The sequence below is a fragment of the Paenibacillus sp. P5_B5 genome, assembly GCF_056400365.1.
Genome location: NZ_JBFULK010000003.1, coordinates 43,237 through 62,679 on the forward strand (window position 1 = coordinate 43,237; position 19,443 = coordinate 62,679).

The 19,443-nt window shown below is 37.4% G+C and carries 21 protein-coding genes and 1 pseudogene; 17 read left to right on the plus strand and 5 right to left on the minus strand.

The genetic code is table 11. The features are described 5' to 3' along the window. Positions 1-118 precede the first annotated feature (118 nt). Positions 119-463, plus strand: a pseudogene (locus tag AC1DOK_RS05055) (2,4'-dihydroxyacetophenone dioxygenase family protein); the annotation flags it as partial. Here AC1DOK_RS05055 and AC1DOK_RS05060 read toward each other — a convergent pair. Continuing rightward, positions 421-1,182 (minus strand): MBL fold metallo-hydrolase, encoded by a 762-nt coding sequence (locus AC1DOK_RS05060; protein ID WP_477553153.1) that lies wholly within the window; start codon positions 1,180-1,182, stop codon positions 421-423. The pseudogene AC1DOK_RS05055 and the gene AC1DOK_RS05060 sit on opposite strands and share 43 nt — an antisense overlap. A gap of 482 nt (positions 1,183-1,664) precedes the next feature. On the opposite strand from AC1DOK_RS05060, the gene AC1DOK_RS05065 reads away from it, so the two are divergent. The 8 genes from AC1DOK_RS05065 to AC1DOK_RS05100 all read left to right on the plus strand — a co-directional run bounded on the left by AC1DOK_RS05065 (position 1,665) and on the right by AC1DOK_RS05100 (position 9,174). Continuing rightward, positions 1,665-2,477 (plus strand): class I SAM-dependent methyltransferase, encoded by an 813-nt coding sequence (locus AC1DOK_RS05065; RefSeq protein WP_477553154.1) that lies wholly within the window; start codon positions 1,665-1,667, stop codon positions 2,475-2,477. 51 nt (positions 2,478-2,528) lie between these two features. Beyond that, positions 2,529-3,914: a protoporphyrinogen oxidase gene (locus AC1DOK_RS05070; RefSeq protein WP_477553155.1), complete on the plus strand. Its 1,386-nt coding sequence runs from the start codon at positions 2,529-2,531 to the stop codon at positions 3,912-3,914. 178 nt (positions 3,915-4,092) lie between these two features. After that, positions 4,093-4,674 carry a histidine phosphatase family protein gene (locus tag AC1DOK_RS05075; protein WP_477553156.1) on the plus strand — a complete coding sequence of 194 codons (582 nt, stop codon included), beginning with the start codon at positions 4,093-4,095 and terminating at the stop codon, positions 4,672-4,674. Between the two features lie 37 nt (positions 4,675-4,711). Beyond that, complete coding sequence (locus AC1DOK_RS05080; protein ID WP_477553157.1) at positions 4,712-5,512, plus strand: phosphotransferase family protein; 801 nt, start codon at positions 4,712-4,714, stop codon at positions 5,510-5,512. A gap of 50 nt (positions 5,513-5,562) precedes the next feature. Further along, complete coding sequence (locus AC1DOK_RS05085; protein WP_477553158.1) at positions 5,563-6,021, plus strand: NUDIX hydrolase; 459 nt, start codon at positions 5,563-5,565, stop codon at positions 6,019-6,021. Between the two features lie 45 nt (positions 6,022-6,066). Continuing rightward, on the plus strand, positions 6,067-6,630 hold the full coding sequence (locus tag AC1DOK_RS05090) for a hypothetical protein (protein ID WP_477553159.1): 564 nt from the start codon (positions 6,067-6,069) through the stop codon (positions 6,628-6,630). A 163-nt stretch (positions 6,631-6,793) separates the two neighbouring features. Continuing rightward, a complete protein-coding gene (locus tag AC1DOK_RS05095; protein ID WP_477553160.1) occupies positions 6,794-8,365 on the plus strand; it encodes a sensor histidine kinase in 1,572 nt (523 codons plus the stop codon). A 62-nt stretch (positions 8,366-8,427) separates the two neighbouring features. Then, positions 8,428-9,174, plus strand: coding sequence for a spermidine synthase (locus tag AC1DOK_RS05100; protein ID WP_477553161.1), 747 nt, complete (start codon positions 8,428-8,430; stop codon positions 9,172-9,174). Here the strand turns inward: AC1DOK_RS05100 and AC1DOK_RS05105 are convergent. Then, positions 9,152-9,850 carry a class I SAM-dependent methyltransferase gene (locus tag AC1DOK_RS05105; protein WP_477553162.1) on the minus strand — a complete coding sequence of 233 codons (699 nt, stop codon included), beginning with the start codon at positions 9,848-9,850 and terminating at the stop codon, positions 9,152-9,154. The two genes, AC1DOK_RS05100 and AC1DOK_RS05105, sit on opposite strands and share 23 nt — an antisense overlap. Positions 9,851-10,097: 247 nt before the next feature. Here AC1DOK_RS05105 and AC1DOK_RS05110 point away from each other — a divergent pair, with 247 nt between their 5' ends. The 6 genes from AC1DOK_RS05110 (at position 10,098) to AC1DOK_RS05135 (ending at position 13,585) form a co-directional block, all read left to right on the plus strand. Next, positions 10,098-10,334, plus strand: a complete 237-nt coding sequence (locus AC1DOK_RS05110) for a hypothetical protein (protein ID WP_477553163.1) — start codon at positions 10,098-10,100, stop codon at positions 10,332-10,334. A 34-nt stretch (positions 10,335-10,368) separates the two neighbouring features. Further along, on the plus strand, positions 10,369-10,533 hold the full coding sequence (locus AC1DOK_RS05115; protein WP_477553164.1) for a hypothetical protein: 165 nt from the start codon (positions 10,369-10,371) through the stop codon (positions 10,531-10,533). 77 nt (positions 10,534-10,610) lie between these two features. Beyond that, positions 10,611-11,144 (plus strand): GNAT family N-acetyltransferase, encoded by a 534-nt coding sequence (locus tag AC1DOK_RS05120; protein ID WP_477553165.1) that lies wholly within the window; start codon positions 10,611-10,613, stop codon positions 11,142-11,144. Between the two features lie 2 nt (positions 11,145-11,146). Then, positions 11,147-11,803, plus strand: a complete 657-nt coding sequence (locus AC1DOK_RS05125; protein WP_477553166.1) for a hypothetical protein — start codon at positions 11,147-11,149, stop codon at positions 11,801-11,803. Between the two features lie 186 nt (positions 11,804-11,989). Continuing rightward, positions 11,990-12,925, plus strand: coding sequence for a cysteine synthase A (cysK, locus tag AC1DOK_RS05130; protein WP_477553167.1), 936 nt, complete (start codon positions 11,990-11,992; stop codon positions 12,923-12,925). Between the two features lie 105 nt (positions 12,926-13,030). Beyond that, positions 13,031-13,585: a hypothetical protein gene (locus tag AC1DOK_RS05135; protein ID WP_477553168.1), complete on the plus strand. Its 555-nt coding sequence runs from the start codon at positions 13,031-13,033 to the stop codon at positions 13,583-13,585. Between the two features lie 32 nt (positions 13,586-13,617). Here AC1DOK_RS05135 and AC1DOK_RS05140 read toward each other — a convergent pair whose 3' ends face one another. From AC1DOK_RS05140 to AC1DOK_RS05150, 3 genes are all read right to left on the minus strand, one after another. Next, on the minus strand, positions 13,618-15,537 hold the full coding sequence (locus tag AC1DOK_RS05140; protein WP_477553169.1) for a HAMP domain-containing sensor histidine kinase: 1,920 nt from the start codon (positions 15,535-15,537) through the stop codon (positions 13,618-13,620). Next, entirely contained in the window at positions 15,534-16,214 is a 681-nt protein-coding gene (locus AC1DOK_RS05145) for a response regulator transcription factor (RefSeq protein ID WP_477553170.1), read from the minus strand. The genes AC1DOK_RS05140 and AC1DOK_RS05145 overlap by 4 nt, the downstream gene beginning before the upstream one ends. Positions 16,215-16,340: 126 nt before the next feature. After that, on the minus strand, positions 16,341-17,075 hold the full coding sequence (locus AC1DOK_RS05150) for a C39 family peptidase (protein WP_477553171.1): 735 nt from the start codon (positions 17,073-17,075) through the stop codon (positions 16,341-16,343). 285 nt (positions 17,076-17,360) lie between these two features. Between AC1DOK_RS05150 and AC1DOK_RS05155 the strand changes: the two genes are divergently transcribed. Then, complete coding sequence (locus tag AC1DOK_RS05155) at positions 17,361-17,918, plus strand: hypothetical protein (RefSeq protein WP_477553172.1); 558 nt, start codon at positions 17,361-17,363, stop codon at positions 17,916-17,918. An 82-nt stretch (positions 17,919-18,000) separates the two neighbouring features. After that, complete coding sequence (locus tag AC1DOK_RS05160) at positions 18,001-19,332, plus strand: patatin-like phospholipase family protein (RefSeq protein WP_477553173.1); 1,332 nt, start codon at positions 18,001-18,003, stop codon at positions 19,330-19,332. Positions 19,333-19,443 lie beyond the last annotated feature (111 nt).

Genomic DNA, 19,443 nt, shown 5'->3' on the forward strand with positions numbered 1-19,443 from the left:
AGAAGTAATAAAATTAGCGGAAAAATTACAATTGCCAGAAAGGATATTTAATGTTGAAGACTTACCATGGATACCCTTTAATGAAGGGAAGTAAGTAAATTGTTATTTTAAACCTTTAAGGTTTGATTTAGCTACAGGAACCTGGACCTATTTATTCAAGATCAAAGGCAATAAAACATTAACTGCTCACAGACATACAGGTGGATGTGTTATTGGCTACAATATTCAAGGGCAATGGAATTATGAAGGACGGGACTGGGTTGCTAAACCTGGGACATTCATTTTCGAACCACCTGGTGATATTCATACATTAATTACAGAGGAAGAAGAGGTAATAACCTTATTTATATTGGGTGGATGTCTTCAATATTTTGATGAGAATAATGAAGTAATTGGTCTAAAGCTTGTAATCTGCAATATTTACTCCTTGTCTAACTCGTATGCTAATTCTGCAATGCGTTGATTTATGTTATCTTTATACAAACCACCATGGTAACAGATTACCGTTTCTATATCGTATTGTGTAAACTTTTTCAATGATTTTATGGCTAAGTTTGCATCGAGACAGAATTGCGGATCAGGACCAAGCAGTACGCCATTTTCAACGATCATAGCGTCTGCAGCAATAAGTGTTTTACTTTGTTTATGGTACAGACTGATATGCCCAGGCGTGTGTCCGGGAGTGTTAATGATTATTATACCTCCACAGTAAGGTAATTCTTCTCCGTCGGCAATTGTTCTATCGACTTTTGATTTGGGTGGGTTTTCAAGTGTTTGTTTGAATGCCTTGCGCCACTCATCTGGAACGTTTGTCGGTAAAGAGTTCATTGCTTGGTCAATGGATTCTGGAGTAATTTTGAGAATTCTTTGCTCCCCTTGAATATAGGACTTTTCTACTTCATTTGCTAAAACCTCGATATCGTGAGGTGCCCCACTCAGAATAGTCGGTAAACTCCCAATATGGTCTAAGTCTTGATGTGTTATAATTACTATATTCAGCTCATTAAAGACAACCCCTGCTTTCTCTACTTCTTGACGGAGAATTGGCATTTGACCCGGATATCCAGTATCCACTAGGATCGTATTGTCTGTGTCCCAGATCAATGTAGGGTGAATAGTTTCGATTCTCCCCATCATGTTTGCTGAAACTTCTAAGATCTCTATTCCTTTTGCAATTAACATCTACAATTCCTCCTTAAGTTGATTTATTGACCATCGTGAATGTATAGTATCAAACAATAAGAAGTTCGTAAATAATAAAATTATATATTATATCATAAAAATAATTATTTGTCAATACTCCTTATGTGTATTTTTTGTGAAGTTTCTATTGATCAAGTTAACAAATACTTCATTTTCTTGCTTTGACACGAGCCAATCTCAAGGAGCTTCAAGGGATATCATTTGTGTATTTAAGAGAAAGAGATATTAGACTTTGCCTGCCCACTGAGTGGCTGACATTAATTTTATTCGGTGTAGTGAATAAGCGAATAGAATTACCCAAAAGCGATAACCAAATTAAAAGAAAATAATATGGATTACAAGATTATTCATAACGCTGGCCATGCAATTAACCACGAGCAGTCAGAGATCATAAATAAGGAAATAGTACAATTTTTAGAGACTTAGAGGAACGTATTTTTGAAAAATTGAGGGGTGTTATGATGGAGAATATCATTAACTTTTACAGTGCTTTTGATGAATGGGGAAGACTCGATAGGGAACCTGTTGAATTTATGATTAACCTTCATTTTATTAAAGAATTTTTACCGCAAGAAGGCCTGATCTTAGATAATGGTGCGGGTCCTGGGAAGTACTCCATTCAATTGGCGAAGTCGGGATATAACGTTGTTTTAACTGACTTAACTCCTAAACTTGTAGATCTGGCGCAAGAAAAAGCGAAAGAACAGGAACTTGAAGATAAGTTCCAGGGCTTTCATATAGCTGATGCAAGAGATTTGAATATGTTTGAGGACGAACAATTTGATGGTGCTTTAATGTTAGGGCCTTTATATCATCTGCAATCGGAAGAGGATCGAATAAAGGCGATTACTGAACTGCACAGAGTTACGAAGAAAGATGGAATTGTGTTTGTAGCATTCATGTCTAGAATACGTCATCTAACAACATCATTGATGTGGCCTGAGCACTGGAAGCCTAATCATACTTTGGAGGGTATCAATAATTTTACAGCTACAGGATTATTCAATCATAGTGATGAAGGAAGATTCACAGGGGCCTATTATTTTGATATAGAAGATATCAATCCTTTTATGAATAATCACGGGTTCGAAAGTCTCAAGCTGATAGCTTCAGGTAGCATTGCAGGTGGAATGAAGACTGAACAGTGGGATTATTGGCAAAGTCGAGGTAAAGAAGAGTATGAAGGGATTCTACAAGTGGTGATGAAGGCTGCAGAAAATCCTTATATTTTAGGTGCTTCTTCACATTTGCTGTATATCGGAAGAAAGAAATAATTCATTATGGTATACTTACCTTATTAAATTGCTCTTTGAGGAGACATTACTTTGACAACAATTGCGGTTATCGGTGGAGGTATTACGGGTATGTCTACTGTGTACTACCTGAACCAAATGATTCAGGCGAAAGCCTTGGATGTGTCAATAATATTAATTGAAGCCAATGCTAAATTAGGTGGCAAAATAAATACGGTCAGCGAAGGCGAGTTTATTATGGAAACCGGCGCGGATTCTATTGTCGCTCGCAAACCAAATGTAGCTCCTTTTATAGATAAACTAAATTTACGTGAAGATGTCGTATATAACGCAACCGGTGTATCCTTTCTTCATATGGACGGCGAGTTAAAGCGTATTCCGGAAGATGCTGTGTTTGGTATCCCACTCAGTTTGGAATCATTGGCTAACAGTGATCTGATTTCAGCAGAGGGAAAAGTCGCGGCTCTCAAAGATTTCTATACGAAGAATGAAACGTTCACCAAGGACGATTCGATTGGGTTGTTCCTAGAGAACTTTCTTGGAAAGGAACTTGTTGAAAGACAAATCTCACCAGTTCTATCTGGCGTTTACTCCGGTAAGCTTAATGAACTGACGATTGCTTCTACTCTTCCTTATTTATTGGATTACAAAAATGAATACGGCAGCATCATTCAAGGTCTTTATGCTAACAAGGAAACATTTAAAGCGAATGGAAACAAGAAGTTCCTGTCATTCAAGAATGGCGTTTCGTCGTTAATTGACAGGATGGAGGAACTTTTAACCCAAGTAGAGTTCATTAAAGGTGTACAAGCTGATAGCATCCAGAAGCATGATGAGAAATATCAGATTACTTTAGCTAACGAGCGAGACATCGAAGCAGATTTCGTCGTACTCAGCACCCCACATTCAGTTGCCCAAACTTTATTGCAGGATAAGGAGCTTGATAAAGACTTTAATCAATTCAAGAATAGCTCCTTGATTAGTATATACGTCGGATTTAATATTCCGGATCATCTACTACCTGAAGATGGGACTGGCTTCATCGTTACGGATAATAGTGATTTAATTTGCGATGCCTGTACGTGGACAAGTCGTAAATGGGAACATACATCTAGTAACAGAAATTTATTAGTGAGACTTTTTTACAAAAGCTCAAAGCCGATTTATGAATCCTTGCATAAACATACGGATGAAGAATTGCTTGAAGTTGCCCTGCAAGATATTGAAAGCAGCCTTGGAATCACCTCTACACGAGTTATGCATAAAGTAACCAAATGGCATGAGTCCATGCCAAACTATCATATGAAGCATCATGAAATCGTTCAATCCTTAGAAAAGAAATTAGAAATAACCTATCCCCATGTTATGCTGGCGGGATGCTCATATTATGGCGTCGGGATTCCAGATTGCATCGCGAATGGCGAACAAACAGCTGAACGAATTGTTGCACAGTTATAAAATTGTTGTTTGACTATAGATCGAACAAGGCGGGGGCTAGCGCTCCTGCTTTTTTGTTGATATCTCTTAGAGTCAGAAATTCATTCAAATTAGAATTAGTGGATGTATATTCCTTAATATGGTAATCTAAACTGGATGAGTACATTCTTTTTTAATAGAGGCAAAGACATAAGAGGAAGTGGATACTATACAAACAGTCATTTATTTTGTAAGGCATGCGGAATCGCCTTTTATTCAAGGAATGGAATTAACAAGAGGATTATCGGAGCAGGGGAAGCTGGATGCAATCAAGGTCAAGGAAATATTAGTGGGAGAGAAAATTGATCTATTGATTTCTAGCCCCTATGAGAGAGCGATTCTTACAATCAGAGAGTTAGCTAATGAATTAGGCAAAGAGATTCGATCGGAAGGAGATTTAAGAGAAAGGCAATTAGCAGGAGAAGAGCATGTCATTTCTAAGGAACAATTTTATGAATCAAAGAGAAGATTATATGAAGATCAGCATTATGCATTTCCAGATGGAGAATCAAGCTTGCAGGCACAAGAAAGAGCAATACGAGTATTACAACAGATTCTGTCAGATAACAGTGGAAAAAGAATCGTTATAGGGACTCACGGTGATATTATGACGCTGATGCTGAATTACTTTGATCATAAATATGATATTGATTTCTGGGAATCCACTACGATGCCAGATATATATAAGCTAGAAATAGAAGAGAATCAATTAAAGCTTGTAACAAGAATATGGGTATGCTGACCGGAATCAGAAATATATAAAATGAGGAGAATCAATTATGAAACAGGGACATGAAGTAATCGCCTTTGGTAGGACAGCTGAAATACTTACTTATGATCAAGATCGAGTATTAAAACTGTACAGATCATACATTCCAGTAGCTTTTGTCGAGGCTGAATTTAAAATAAGTATGAGTGTTTATCATGCTGGAATTGCAAGTCCTGAACCATTTGAAATCATAGATTACGATGGACGTAAAGGGATTGTATACCAGAGAGTATCTGGGAAGACGATGCTCAAATCTATTTCGGAGAAGCCTTGGTCTGTGGGCAAAGAGGCAGTGAGAATGGCCCGTGTACATCATAATATCCATGAACAGTCTGTATCAGGTTTGCCGAAACAGAAAGAAATTTTAACGGAAAGAATTGAACAGGCGCCTATACTATCTTTACAAGAAAAAGAAAAGATTATTGAATATTTAAGTAGTCTTCGTGAAGATTCTAAACTTTGTCATGGGGATTTTCATCCTGACAATATTATCTTAGGTGATCGCGAATGGATCATTGATTGGATGACGGGTATGGTTGGGAATCCAGCAGGCGATGTTGCTCGAACTGTATTACTTCTTAGACTTGGAACAATGCCAGACGAGATACCTAGAGTAATCAAATACATGATCTCCCGTATAAGAAAACAATTACTAAACAGATACCTGATTGCATACAACAAGGAATCCAAACTGAACAATCAAGAAATAAACCAGTGGATCGTGCCAGTTGCAGCTGCTCGATTATGTGAGAGTATTCCTGATCAGGAAAAAAATGAGCTTGTTAAATTAATTAGAAATTCGTTTCTATAGGTGCTATCAATCGCGAAGACTACATAATTACACATCACGGAGGTATTGTTATGGGATACATAATGGACTTAAGAAAGTTTGTTGGGACGAAGCCTTTAATTATGGCGGGTGCTTGTGTCATTGTTCTCAATAGTGAAAATCAGATATTACTCCAAAAACGAACGGATAGTTATGATTGGGGTACAATTGGAGGCTCATTAGAATTAGGAGAATCATTGGAGGAAGCAGCAGCTCGTGAGTTATTTGAAGAAGCGGGGTTAAAGGCTAAAGAATTGAAATTTATTACTGTTCTTTCCGGAAGGGATATGTATTATAAGTATCCGCATGGAGACGAGATCTATAATGTAATGGCCGTATATGAAGCTATTGGAATTGAAGGGAACCCTGTTATTAATGATGACGAGGGCCTAGAATTAAGATATTTTTCACTAGAAGAACCAATTTCCAATATCAATTCATTTACAGAGTTTGTATTAAAGAAAATAGGATACATTCAGGATCAAAGTTAAATAAGGATTACTTGGTTTGTTTAATGTAAAGAGGTGCAATGAACTTTGACTTTTGCATTAGGCTTTTTGATTTTCATCATTATTTGTGTAGGCTCTATAGGGATTGGAGTATTTATGCTAAAGAAGAACAAATGGCTATCCGTCATTTTTTTTAGTATTCCAATTTTGGTTATAGCAGCCCCAATTTTTATTTTTTATTATGTATTTCATAATTCAACACCAGAATCACTCTCATTAAAGGTAAATGAACATGGTCAGAATTCTTATTCCATCGAAGGAAATTGGATAGAAAGAGCTGATTTTTATTCTTATAGGAAAGATGCAATCGTATTCTGCTTCCCAACAAAGGAGGGGGGTGTGGAGGTGAATTTACCTAACCTAGCACAGGATCATGATGGGATGCTAGATTATGTTGTAGGTAGGTTAATGAACAGTAAATTGAATAAGAATAGCAACTGCCAATCGTTTATAGTGAATCTTGCGAAAACATATGATTTCCCATATAAATTACTCCATACGGATCCCAAAGAGGTTGAAGCATTCTATATACATGCAGTTTCAGAACCTATGGATTCTCCTACTTATTGGTTTAAAAAATTATGGAATTAATCGGAAGTTTTTTTTGGTGGTTATTTAAGCTTACTAGCTAGAACGAGAGCACATTTATAAAAAGTACTTGTAAGAAACAGAGGAAATTAAAATAATTGAGAGAATATGTGGGATAGAATATTGTAAATAATGACGAATATCTATCAATGAGGTGTGATTCTACTTGTCCATTAAAAGTGTCAAACTAATCTGCGTACCACTGATCTTAGTATTCATCATAATCTCCTCTGTCTTGCTTAATAAATCTACGAATGTTGTCTTCATGCTGATCCCTGCTGCAATGTTATATTTAAGTATAGCGCTCGATCACAAGTACCCGTGGCTTAAACGAATTCAATTCATTTTTTTAGGGGTATTCCATTTCTCTAGCCAGCTAAATTGGTCTTTATTACTGTATTATATTCTAACTATCAGCTTGATTGAGCATAAAAGTAGATTTCGGGATACGATTCCAATTGGTATCTTATTAATCCTACAATATTCATTGATTCGCTTCACCTATGTCGACCCCATTTCGATTTATACGATGTTAGTAACTGTGATAGATATCGTATCTGCTATACTCATTGTTGGTTTGTTCCACGACATATTGCGTATTGAAACCGAAAGAAGGAAATTGACCGAGCATAATGATTACCTAACCAACCATGATATGTTAACAGGTCTTTATAATTACGTTGGATATATGAAGAAAGTAGAGCAGACAATTAAGACGAATCATGAATTACTCTTTGTGTTGTTTGATATCAATGATTTTAAGTCACTGAATGCCAAAGACATCTCTACTGCGAATGAGATATTGGTTAGCTTCTCACTTACTCTCTTGAAACGATTTCCAAATCATATAGCTGCATCCAGGTATGCAGGTGATCGGTTTGCTCTCCTTTTGCCGCAAGAAGAGTGTACTGATCAGCTGTTGAATTTTGAGGAATTAGGTATTCAGGTGACATATAGTAAGACTCTCTTCCCACAGGAAGCTACGACTTTTCAACAACTGATCCATACGGGTGAAGATCGTATTTTTCAAATGAGACGTGATTACTGGCTCAAACAACAGGAAGAACAGACGCGTACTGAGAAAATGAAGATGGTAGGCGAATTAGCAGCAGGTATGGCACACGAAATACGCAATCCCTTAACAGCGATTCAAGGATTTATCCAGTTGTCCAAAAGCTCTGGCTATAACATTGAGCCATGGTATGAGGTAATTATGGGAGAAATAACGAGGGTAGGCGAGCTGACCGCGGAATTCTTGCAATTCTCTAAACCACATGCAAGCAATATGAAGAATGAGAAGATAGTTAGCTGTATGGCGAGAGTTTATTCTCTCTGTGAATCTGAAGCTACATCACGTGGACATATAATTGAATTAGAAGCTACAGATCAGAATATGATGCTATTCATCGATCGCGATAAGATCATTCAGGTATTAATCAATCTGATACGCAATGCTTATCAAGCAATGGAAAAGCCAGGTCATGTACAGTTTACACTTAGCAGAGAAGGAGATATGGCGGCCATTCAGGTACGAGATATTGGGAAGGGAATATCACCAAGTGAAATGGAGAAGATTTTTGATCCGTTCTATACAACCAAAGAAGACGGAACTGGACTAGGACTGTCATTATGCCAAAAAATTATTGAAGATCACAATGGCTATATTAATGTAGAAAGTAAGGTCGGCTCGGGTACAGTGTTTACTATTAAATTGCCTATTTCTCTTAGCGCTCATTGAAGCATTATGTTAAACTTATCATTTATATCAGTGCAGCTGACAGCTAGAAGGAGATCGATGACTTGCATTTACTATCCAAAGAGTTCGGCCTAAGCGTTGAAATTTCCGTTTATGACACGACAGAGTTATATGACGAGAAAGGAAATTTTCGAATCATACAGTTTTCTAATGATGCTATACAAGGTGCGATGGATTTGAACCATCCAGAACGCATTGTTTTTGAATATCCTCGTGCAATAATCCACTTAATGGAGTGTAATAGCCCCTCATTCGAAGAAGTATTTCTGATCGGACATGGGATTGGAACTATTGCTAGCCATTGTTCAGAGAAGCGATTTAAAGTAGCGGAGCTCGACAACAAAGTGGTTGAGATTAGTAAGAAGTGGTTTGGATATAGCCAGGACAATGTAATAGTTGGTGATGGACGTCAAGTTCTTGTTGATGAGGAACCACATACCTATGATTACATTATTTTGGATGCTTTTTCTGATAAAGGGACCCCGCTACATTTAACTTCACAGGAATTTTTCAGTATAACTAAAGATAAGCTCGATCCCAGTGGTTCTATAATCATGAATCTGATGGGTAAAGGTGAGAATGATAAATTGATTAATGCCATTTACACGACTCTAAGCGAAGAATTTGCCTATACTAAATCGTTTTTATTACCATCAGATCATCGCAGCGACGTACAAAATATAATTATTATGGGCAGAAACATACCGATCGGATTTCAAGAACGCTATATGGCAGGCTTTACAGAAATTGAACTCAATCATGGGTATATCATTCGGGATGCAATTTCCTAGCAAATAGGACAACAAAATTATAGTACTTATATATGCAATCGACATCGGAATATCCGATCTGTTGTAACCAATTGATTTGTTGATCGAGTGTAGTCATACGATCTAATTTGGTTCTTTCATAAGCAGCTGTTATTTCTTGCTGGGTTAGCCCGCTATTCTCAACATAATTCTTCCACTTAGATGTGTAGAGAGATTCTAGATAAGGTGTAAGACCAAGAACTTGGTCTGCATTGATAAAAATACTATTGTCTTTCATAATGGAAAATATTTTCTGATACAGTTCTTGCTTCTCGGAATCTAGTAGGTGATGAATAGATAATGAGGAGATGACTAAGTCATAGCGCTCAGTGTAATCGTATTTCGTGTAGTCACTGACAATGTATTCTACATTAGAATGATGTTGAAATCTGGTTTTGGCTATATCCAGCATGGCTTCAGATAGATCAATAAGTGTCAATTTGGCTTTGGGATACTTGTTAAGAATATAACTAGAAAAAAGTCCTGTTCCTGCCCCTAAATCAAGAACAACTGGAGAATCGTTATCTAATTCTGCTAATGAAATTGCCATCTGATAAAAATCCTCGAAACAAGGTATCAATTTCTTCCTTTGATTATCATAATTTAGAGCAACCTCATCAAACTTCAGCTTCACGTCATCTCGATTATTGGTTTTCATCGTTTAATCTCCTTTACCTCAATATCTTACTGACATCATATTATAAGAGTGGTAAAATAACTAATATATGGAATTTATAAATAATATAGTTTTAACCTATAAACAATCAATGTGTGATAGGTAATTTATTTTCTGAAAATTAAGTCATTAATTGCGATGGGTGGTAATATGAAATATCTTAAATATTTAGTAACAGTGTCGATTCTGGCAGAAGTGGATAAACATTAACAAAAAGAGGAGATGGAATATGCAAGAATGGTCAGATAGGATATTTTTAATTTCAATTATATGGCTTGTTATCATTTTATCATTACGTACAATTATTGGGCCTAGGGTAATCCAAGGTTATGATGGTTTGCCATTAGATGATAAGAAGGATGTAATGGATAGACAGATGAAAGGTCTTCTTAAAACTTTAAGATCACCATTAGTTTTGCTTGGTGTTCTAGGGATCTTAGTTTCTGTAATACTCTCATATTTGTAAATTTAATATTTGTTAAGTAGGTGAGCTATAGAATATGGATAATGCTTATTTCGTCGGATGGGGAACGCTAGCGCTTATTAATGCGGGACTAGCACAGAGTAAGAATAGAAGTGGGCTAATTTGGTTTTTTATATCTATGTTATTTGGTCCATTAGCTACATTTTTGATTGTAATATACTATAAATTGCCTGAAGGATAAGCTGGCCTTCTTTGAATGTCAATTGAAGTAGATATGAACATTGTAGAGCTTATTCAGATATAGAAGGAGGATTTTCAATGCAAATTGAAACATCTAGGCTAATCATCCGTGATTTTGTATTAGAGGATTGGGCAAGTGTACATTTATACGCATCTGATGTAGCAGTAACCGAGTATATGATATGGGGTCCTAATAGCGAAGATGATACGAAAGGGTATCTAGAGCAGATAATATCTATGCAGCAGCAGAATCCTCGTAAAGACTATGAATTTGCAGTCACTCTTAAGGAGTCTGGATTATTAATTGGTGGTTGCGGCATACATGTTGATGAGTATAATGGTGAAATTGGCTATTGTTTCAATCCGAACTTCTGGGGGCAAGGTTACGCTTCGGAGGCTGCTTTAGCCATGCTAAGCTATGGTTTCAAGGATTTGAGACTCAACCGAATATACGCTACGTGTCGTCCAAAAAACATTCGTTCATCTGAAGTCATGAAGCGGGTTGGGATGAAGCAGGAAGGTCACTTGAGGGAACATATGTGGCACAAAGGAAATTTTCATGATTCCTATTTGTTCTCAATTTTACAGAAGGAATTCAGTAATAAGATATAGAAATGAAGGTGTCAATGCTGAAGAAGGATAAATTATATGTCCTACTAATCGTTATAGCCTTATTCTTATTAGCGCTTGATCATTTGGACAGTTCACTTGGAGATCGTATTTTTACAGCAATGGGAATTTCTCCATGGACAGGGGAAAATCAGACGGGGTTACACTTGTCTGTATGTCTTGGTTACATTGTATTATTCATTGGAATTGGCGGAGCTGTACGAATATATCGACCTCAATATCCGAAGATCCTGAGTCGAATCATTATTGGTTGCATAGTGTTTGTTATTTGCTATCCACTGGTAACGGAAAGAGTCATGTTTGTATTAAAAAATAATTCAGACAGTATCACATCAATCGATTATTCTAAGAAAAATAGTGAGTGTAATATTCGAACAGAAGGTAATCAAGTGAAAGCTGTTTGCTCACTCACATTATTCAATTATGGCAATGTAAAAGAAGTTAAGGTTAAACCAATCTTGATGTACAATTCATCAGAAATTAGTTTTGAATCAAGTGTTATTCATTTATCACCACATTATAAAGATGATGTTGAAATTGATTTTCACGGCATACAGCATAATGGAACTGATTTCTCGGGTTCTACACAAGAATTCGGTTTAGAAATTGAAGTGAACGGGGATTTAAAAATAGTTAAATGATGATTGAGGAGAGATGAGTTAGATGAGCAGAGCTGAGAATAAGTTAGATTGTTGATCAAAAGGAACTAGCTCGTATTTAACTAGTTCATATTTATCGATCATCATGTTGAATTGTATGAAAATTGATGTTAGAGTAAGTATATAACCAACTGAACTTATCGGAATAATATTTTAGGAGGAATATACTTGTCTAAGATCTACTCAAATTTAACTGAACTTATTGGAAATACGCCTTTATTAGAACTCTCCAATTATAATAAACTCAATCACATTGAAGCTAAATTGATCGCGAAATTAGAATACTTCAATCCAGCAGGTAGTGTGAAGGATAGAATCGGCTTTGCAATGCTGAAAGATGCAGAAGCCAAGGGCTTGATTAATAAAGATACAGTTATCATTGAATCGACTAGTGGTAATACGGGTGTTGGTTTAGCTTTTGCAGCTGCGGCTCTGGGCTATAGACTCCAAATTACGCTTCCGGAGAGCTTCAGTATTGAACGCAGGAAACTATTATTAGCACTAGGGACTGAACTCATACTTACTTCAGCAGCTGAAGGTATGTCAGGAGCTATTAAGAAAGCGGAAGAACTCGCTGCAACAACTCCGAATTCCTTCGTGCCTAGGCAGTTTAATAATCCAGCCAATCCAGAAATTCATAAGCAGACAACGGCTGAAGAAATTTGGAGAGACACAGATGGAGAGGTAGACATATTTGTGGCCGGTGTTGGAACTGGGGGCACAATTAGTGGCGTTGGTGAAGTACTCAAGAGCAAAAAAAGCTCAGTCCAAATCATTGCTGTTGAGCCGTATGATTCCCCTGTATTATCCGGTGGCAGTAAAGGAGTTCATAAAATTCAAGGATTAGGCGCGGGGTTCGTGCCTGATAACTTTAATAGATCGATTGTGGATGAAATCATTACGGTGAAGAATGACGATGCAATTGAAACTACTCGCAGCTTAGCTACATCTGAGGGTTTATTAGTTGGAATATCATCAGGAGCAGCAACCTATGCAGCGGCACAGATTGCTAAGAGACCTGAGAATAAAGGCAAGACAATCGTTGTACTACTTCCCGATACAGGGGAACGTTATTTATCTACAGAATTGTTTCGAGAAGCATAGTATAAGATCTCTTACTTCATTCAAAGGCAGCTATCGTTATAAGTAGCTGTCTTTATTTTATGAAAATGACTAGCTTAAAGGAAGAAGTGTAAGAGGAGGGATCTGTTGAAGAAAAAAATAATAATTGTATTGTCTATCGTTAGTGTTTTGGTACTTTCACTTATTGCCTTAATTTTATACCTATATCCGAAGTCATATTCATTCCGTGTGGAAGGGATTAAGTATCAATTAGGCATTGAGAATAAAGATTTCGTTAAACCTGTAACGATTGATCTTAAGGGTACGCTGGAGAAAAGTATAACAGGGATAGAAACATTCAAAGGAACGATTGCTATAGAAGGAGAAAGCATTACCACAGCAAACGAGAGTAGAGAATTAGAGATTGATTTTGATACTCGTGGCGGGGGACTTATGTATTACTTTCAGAATGAATGGAATCCACCATTATTAATTTATGGAACTATGTTTATAGGTAAGGACCTAAGTGAGTTTACAATAACAGTATGGATACGAGATGAGCCTAACTCTGGTAGTGGGAGTTGGAGTGGCGGCGACGGTTTCATGATATCAGCACCAGCACATAATAGGGATGAAGCTTTAGCCATCTCTAATAGACTCATGAAGACTTTCTTAAGTGGGTCAGCGCGAGATTTAGAATAGTTTATCTAGAAATCACACATTCATATGTCTGATTATTCACTCAAGTTCGTAGTTTCATTCCAAATGGGAAGTGTAAAATAAAACAATACTCCTTCCTTCGTGTTCCTCACTCCGTATTCTGACCCATGCAGTTCTAGAATTTGCTTCACAATAGACAATCCAAGTCCAGTACCCCCGGCATTACGATTGCGCGAAGCATCAATTCGGTAGAAGGGATCCCATAATTTATGTAACTTGTCTTCTGGTATATGAGTACCAGTATTCTCTACGTGGACTTCACAGGAGAGATTACCATGCCTTCGTACAGAGAGAATAATGGACTGTCCAGATGCTGAATATTTAATTGCATTTCCAACGATATTAACGAGCACTTGCTCAATTAAACTCGGTTTAATTGCCACATCACAATGTTCCACCGAATCCCAGATAAGCTTAAGATGCTTCTCGTCTATTTTAACCTGTAATTTATGACAGACTTGTTCGATTAAATCTACGACCCTATATGACTCCGTTGTTAGTGTATAGGTACCAGACTCCATCTTAGCAAGGTCGAGCATATCCTTAATTAAAGCATCCATACTTTGTACTTCATTCTCTATTGCGTGAAAATAGTACTCGGTTTTCTTTGGAGCGATTCCATCTTTAAGAACACCAATACAGGTTTGAATGATACTGAGCGGCGTCTTTAGTTCATGGGATACAGCAGATATAAAATCTTTGCGGATTGTTTCTAATTTTCGTTCATTCTCAATATCTCGATGAAGCTGCTCATTGACAATTTGTTGCTCTTTGATATGTGTTTTGAGATTATCCGATAATACATTAATACTAGATGACAATGCTCCAATCTCATCTTCTGAACGTACTGGAACCTTTTCACTAAAATCAAGCGAGGCCATTTTTTGTGTGATTCTGTTGATCTGGAGCAGTGGCTTGGTAATGATACGTGAATAATAATACGTCATGAGTAGAATGAGAAGAAAAACCACGAGATAGGCGTAGATATAATAGTCGCGAGAAATGCTAATAATCTCGTTGATCGGTTGCAGGAACGTAACACCTAGGGCGTAACCACTTAGTGTATTATTTCGATGCAAGGACTTAACGAATTTCGTAGAGCCGCGCTTTTCCTCATGAACAATATTTAATTGACTATCGTAATCAGATGTATGAAGTAATAACTCAGCTTGGAAATCATGAATGCTCTGAATTAATATGTCGTTATAGTTATCCAAAACGGTAATATGATCTGAAGGAAGATTAGCTTCTTCCACGCGTATGATCGAATGAAATAATTCGATTGGTTGCTTGATGTTATGATCAGATGTAAGTCTCTTAAGCAAGTGGTCGTTTTTCCATTGAAAATCTTGTATATTCACATTCCGCGATACGTCTCGTAATTTATGAATTTCTAGCGGGACTGCTTGTCCGTCTCTTTCGATGCCATAAATATATAGTTGATCACCTGGTTTAACGGATATTCGGTCTATACTCGTTGTTTCCTTTTTATCTATTAGAAAATTGTTGAGTGGTATGTGTAATTGCTTAGTCTCACTTGGTGGGGTGAGAGCTGGGAGCGATCTTCTTGTTCTTGGAAGTAACATGGATTTGTTTGGCTGTGGTCGAGACTCCATCATTTCTGTTTCGACTTTACCTTGTATATAATAATTCACGCTATCTTGGATTGTTCCGGATGAATCCACTATCGCCACCCATGTGTTGTTCTCGTTGAAGAAATCCTCCTTAAGCTTACTTATGAAGGGAGTGTTACCTTCCTGTTCCATATACTTGGTAATAAATACTTCAAAATTAGTTGAAACCTTGTCTGTAAGGCGGTTTAAATAAAATTGCTTAAAGAACATAGATTGACCGATATAGAACAGTGCAAGGACAAGTGTAAACATGATCGCCATACTAGCAAACAGCCTGACGGTTATACTAGTTCTGATCATACTTCCACCACGAACTTGTATCCGTTCCGAACGATAGTCGCAATATGCTTCGCTTTATCTCCAAGCTTACTCCGCAGATTACGGATATGTGTATTAATGGTCCGCTCTTCTCCCTCGTAATCATAACCCCATATTCGAACGATTAATGCATCCCTAGTTACCACGGTTCCGCTCTGTTCCATCAGCATGTATAGAATTTCGAATTCTGTATGTGTCAAATCAATGGGGTGATCGTCCACACTCACGGATCGAGAAGAGGGGGTGACATAAATTCCTGCAAGACAAATGGTGTCACCCTCCAGGGTTTGCCGCATTCCGCCTGATCGTTTAAGGAGTGTTTTGGCTCTAGCGATGAGTACGGAAGGATTAAACGGTTTGGTTACATAATCATCAGCTCCGAGTTCGAAGCCAAAGAGCGTATCTTCTTCATCTGATCGTGCTGTCAATAGGATGATGGGAACATCGGATGTTCTCCGAATTCGTCTACATACAGACCATCCGTCCATTTCAGGCATCATAATATCGAGGATAATTAGGTCTGTATGATGTTCATTGAGAACCTCCAGTGCTTCGATCCCATTACTTGCTTCTAATACTTGATAACCTTCATTGATAAAATAGTCAGTCACTGCTTCACGTAAAATATTCTCATCCTCAACTACTAGAATCGTATACATCCGCATTGTCTTCTTTCACGATTAATAATTACTGCTGAACTTCTTGAAGTAGACAATAGGTTATGCAATAGCGATAGTTTTCATACATGCGATGTGAAGGTTTTACCTTTTTATTATAGTAACTTCTTAATTATAGCTAATGGCTTGTCGACCCATCTGAATCCACGCCTGTTCGAAGTTATGCTTGTCCACTGCTTTGCCTGAATTCGTGTCAAGTGGATCATTGAGATATACATAGTTATCATCATAACCAGTCATCACAACACTGTGTTCGTGGTAGGTGACTTTCATAGGGCCATTTGTAGTCTGCCATGTTAGGAACTCTTCATCTGGAAGTTGCTTGAATCTACTATTTGTAATCACCCATACAGGGGAACCTTGATCAATCATCTTGTACAGCTCAGAGATATCGTTCCCAGTTAGATTGATTAACCGATCAGGGAGATATTTGGATCCTAATTCAAATACTGGCTGAGCATTAACACCTAATCCAGGTTCATCGAAGGTATACATATTACCGACGAATCCTTCGCGCATATCTCCTCTTAACCCGTTATTGTCAAAATCCACTTTTGCAATACCGCTTGCTAGCTCCATTTTATCAACATTTACGCCTGCATAATTTAATAGCATTGCAAGACTAGTTACTTCGCATCCCCGCGGTAATTCAGGATTTTGCTGAATGAGGGGTACATTACTTAATTGCGTATTAGTTGGTGTACTATCATCTATTGTATGTGATGAGACTTGTACTGGAGCTGGTGTCGCTGCGTTTTCCGGTTCGGCATCTCGTGGTGAAATAATTGATAGGGTAAGTAGTAAACTAGAGAATATAGGAATTAGTTTGATACTAGTAATCATGATCGTTCTCCTCTCCTTATGCCTATTTGCATTTAGTAAGGAAAGTGTAACAATCACTAGTTAAGTTCTGATCAAGATCAGATTTAGATGAGGTGGAGTTAGCAACAAATCATATAGATTGACTTGAATTAAGCCAGTAGAGACCAGGATAAATACACCTTTTACACATTAAGATTAAGAGGTATAATTTAAACATCGGTAATAACACCACGACACAGTTCGAACCCACCTAGGACACCACCGAGGGTGGGTTTTGTTGTATGGAGAAGGGAGGAGAGGAAACTAATGAAGAAAAATAGTATTGTAATTTCGATAATTGGTATTTTTGTTCTTATCCTTGTTTCCATTCTTTATTACACATATCCGAATCCATACACATTCAGTGTTGAAGGGGTCAAATATCAATTAGGGAATGACAATAAAGACTATATAAGGCCGGTAACAATAGAGGTCGTTGGTACATTACAGAGAAGTTTGACTGGTGTTAAAACATTCAAAGGAAAGATAAATATCGAAGGTGAAACTCTCCCTATTCCAGAGCATGAAAGAAAACTAACGATCACTTTTGGCAAAAATACACCTGGACTCATGATTTATAATAGTTACGAGAAGGATACCCCACCATTTTATACGTATGGAGATATATATATTAATAATGATTTTAGTGAAATTTCGATCTGTGTTTACCAACATGAAGGTTCTGATCCAGCTAAATTAGCTAGCGGTAGTTGGAGTGGAGTTGATGGTTTAGTGATATCCGCACCTGCTCATAATAGAGCGGAGGGTTTAGCGATCTCAAGTGAACTTATGAAGAAATTATGGCCGAAAACAGAGTTAGAATAGTATGGTGATATAATGAAAGGCAAGAGTAGCTTTATAAATAGCTTGCTTCTGTCTATCATGTTTAATAAATGGAGTGAAAATGATGAAAAGAGCAATTGCTTTAGGTGGCGGTGGATCGCGAGGTTCTTATGAGTTAGGTGTCTGGGCTGCCTTGCATGAACTGCATATAGATTATCAAATTGTGACGGGTACATCGATTGGTGCTTTAAACGGTGCGCTTATGGTACAGAAGGATTATGAGCTTGCCTGTGAGCTCTGGGATACGATAACAGTCGACAATGTAATGACAGATGGGATGAATTTAGAGTTTTCATTGGATGCGTTGTTCAGTCAGAAAGATCGGATCCGAGCATTTCTTAAATCGTATATCAATTCCAAAGGTGCAGATATAACACCCTTAATCCAGCTTATTGATAAGGTGATTGACGAGGATCGAATACTTGACTCCGAAATCGATTATGGACTCGTGACAGTTGAGTATCCTTCTCTTAAACCGCTTGAACTAACGAAACAAGAAATCGAACCTCTAACATTCAAACAGTATTTATTAGCGTCTGCCTCCTGCTTTCCTGCATTTCCAATTTGCAAAATAGGTGATAAAAGCTACATTGACGGTGGGTATTATGATAATCTGCCCATTAATCTTGCTATTGCTATGAATGCTGATGAGATCATTGCTGTAGATTTGAGCTATAACAATGATTTTGTATATAAGAACAAGCCTTTTGTTACCTACATTAGTCCTTCATGGCCACTTGGTTCTATTCTATCCTTTAACAAGCCTATTTTGGATAGGAACAGGAAATTAGGCTACAATGATGCTATGAAAGTCTTTGGTCAATATGAGGGTTTTCGCTATACCTTTAAGAATGAGGATGCAGAAGCGCATAATCATACGATCAGCCGCAGCTTTGTATCTCTTATTTCTAAGTTTGAAGCTCATATTCCATTGATGGTTAACCAAAAGGTATATCACAAGAATGTTGACGAAAGCATCATCACTTCTTGTATTACAGAGCACACTGGCAATCGACAACTATCCTACCTGGATTACCTCATTCGCGGCAGTGAAGTTTGTGCTGAAATCCTTCAAATCGATCCGTTACCAGTATATGATTTTACAGAGTTTAATCAAATGCTATTCAAGTTGTTCGACAAGGCAGACAAATTCGAGCATGAGAAGCTATTCTCTAGATTTGCTCAGATCAAGGACACACCCATTCTTAAGAAAATGATTAAACAGATGGATAAGAAATACTTGATCGGTTGCTTGTATCACCGCTTATTAAACAATCCTGATCTACAGGACTACTTGAAATGGTTGATTCCACTTGTGCCTCAAGAGCTTACGGCAGCATTCTATCTTCTTGCAATAGAGCAAAATCATGTAATCGAGGACAAAGGGCATGAGTGATTATTGGAACAATAGATTCAAATCTGAAGGTATGGTCTGTGTTTGCGCTATCATTTTGACGGACTACAAGTGCTAGATACTATACTTAGATACATAATAGTAAAGAAGAAT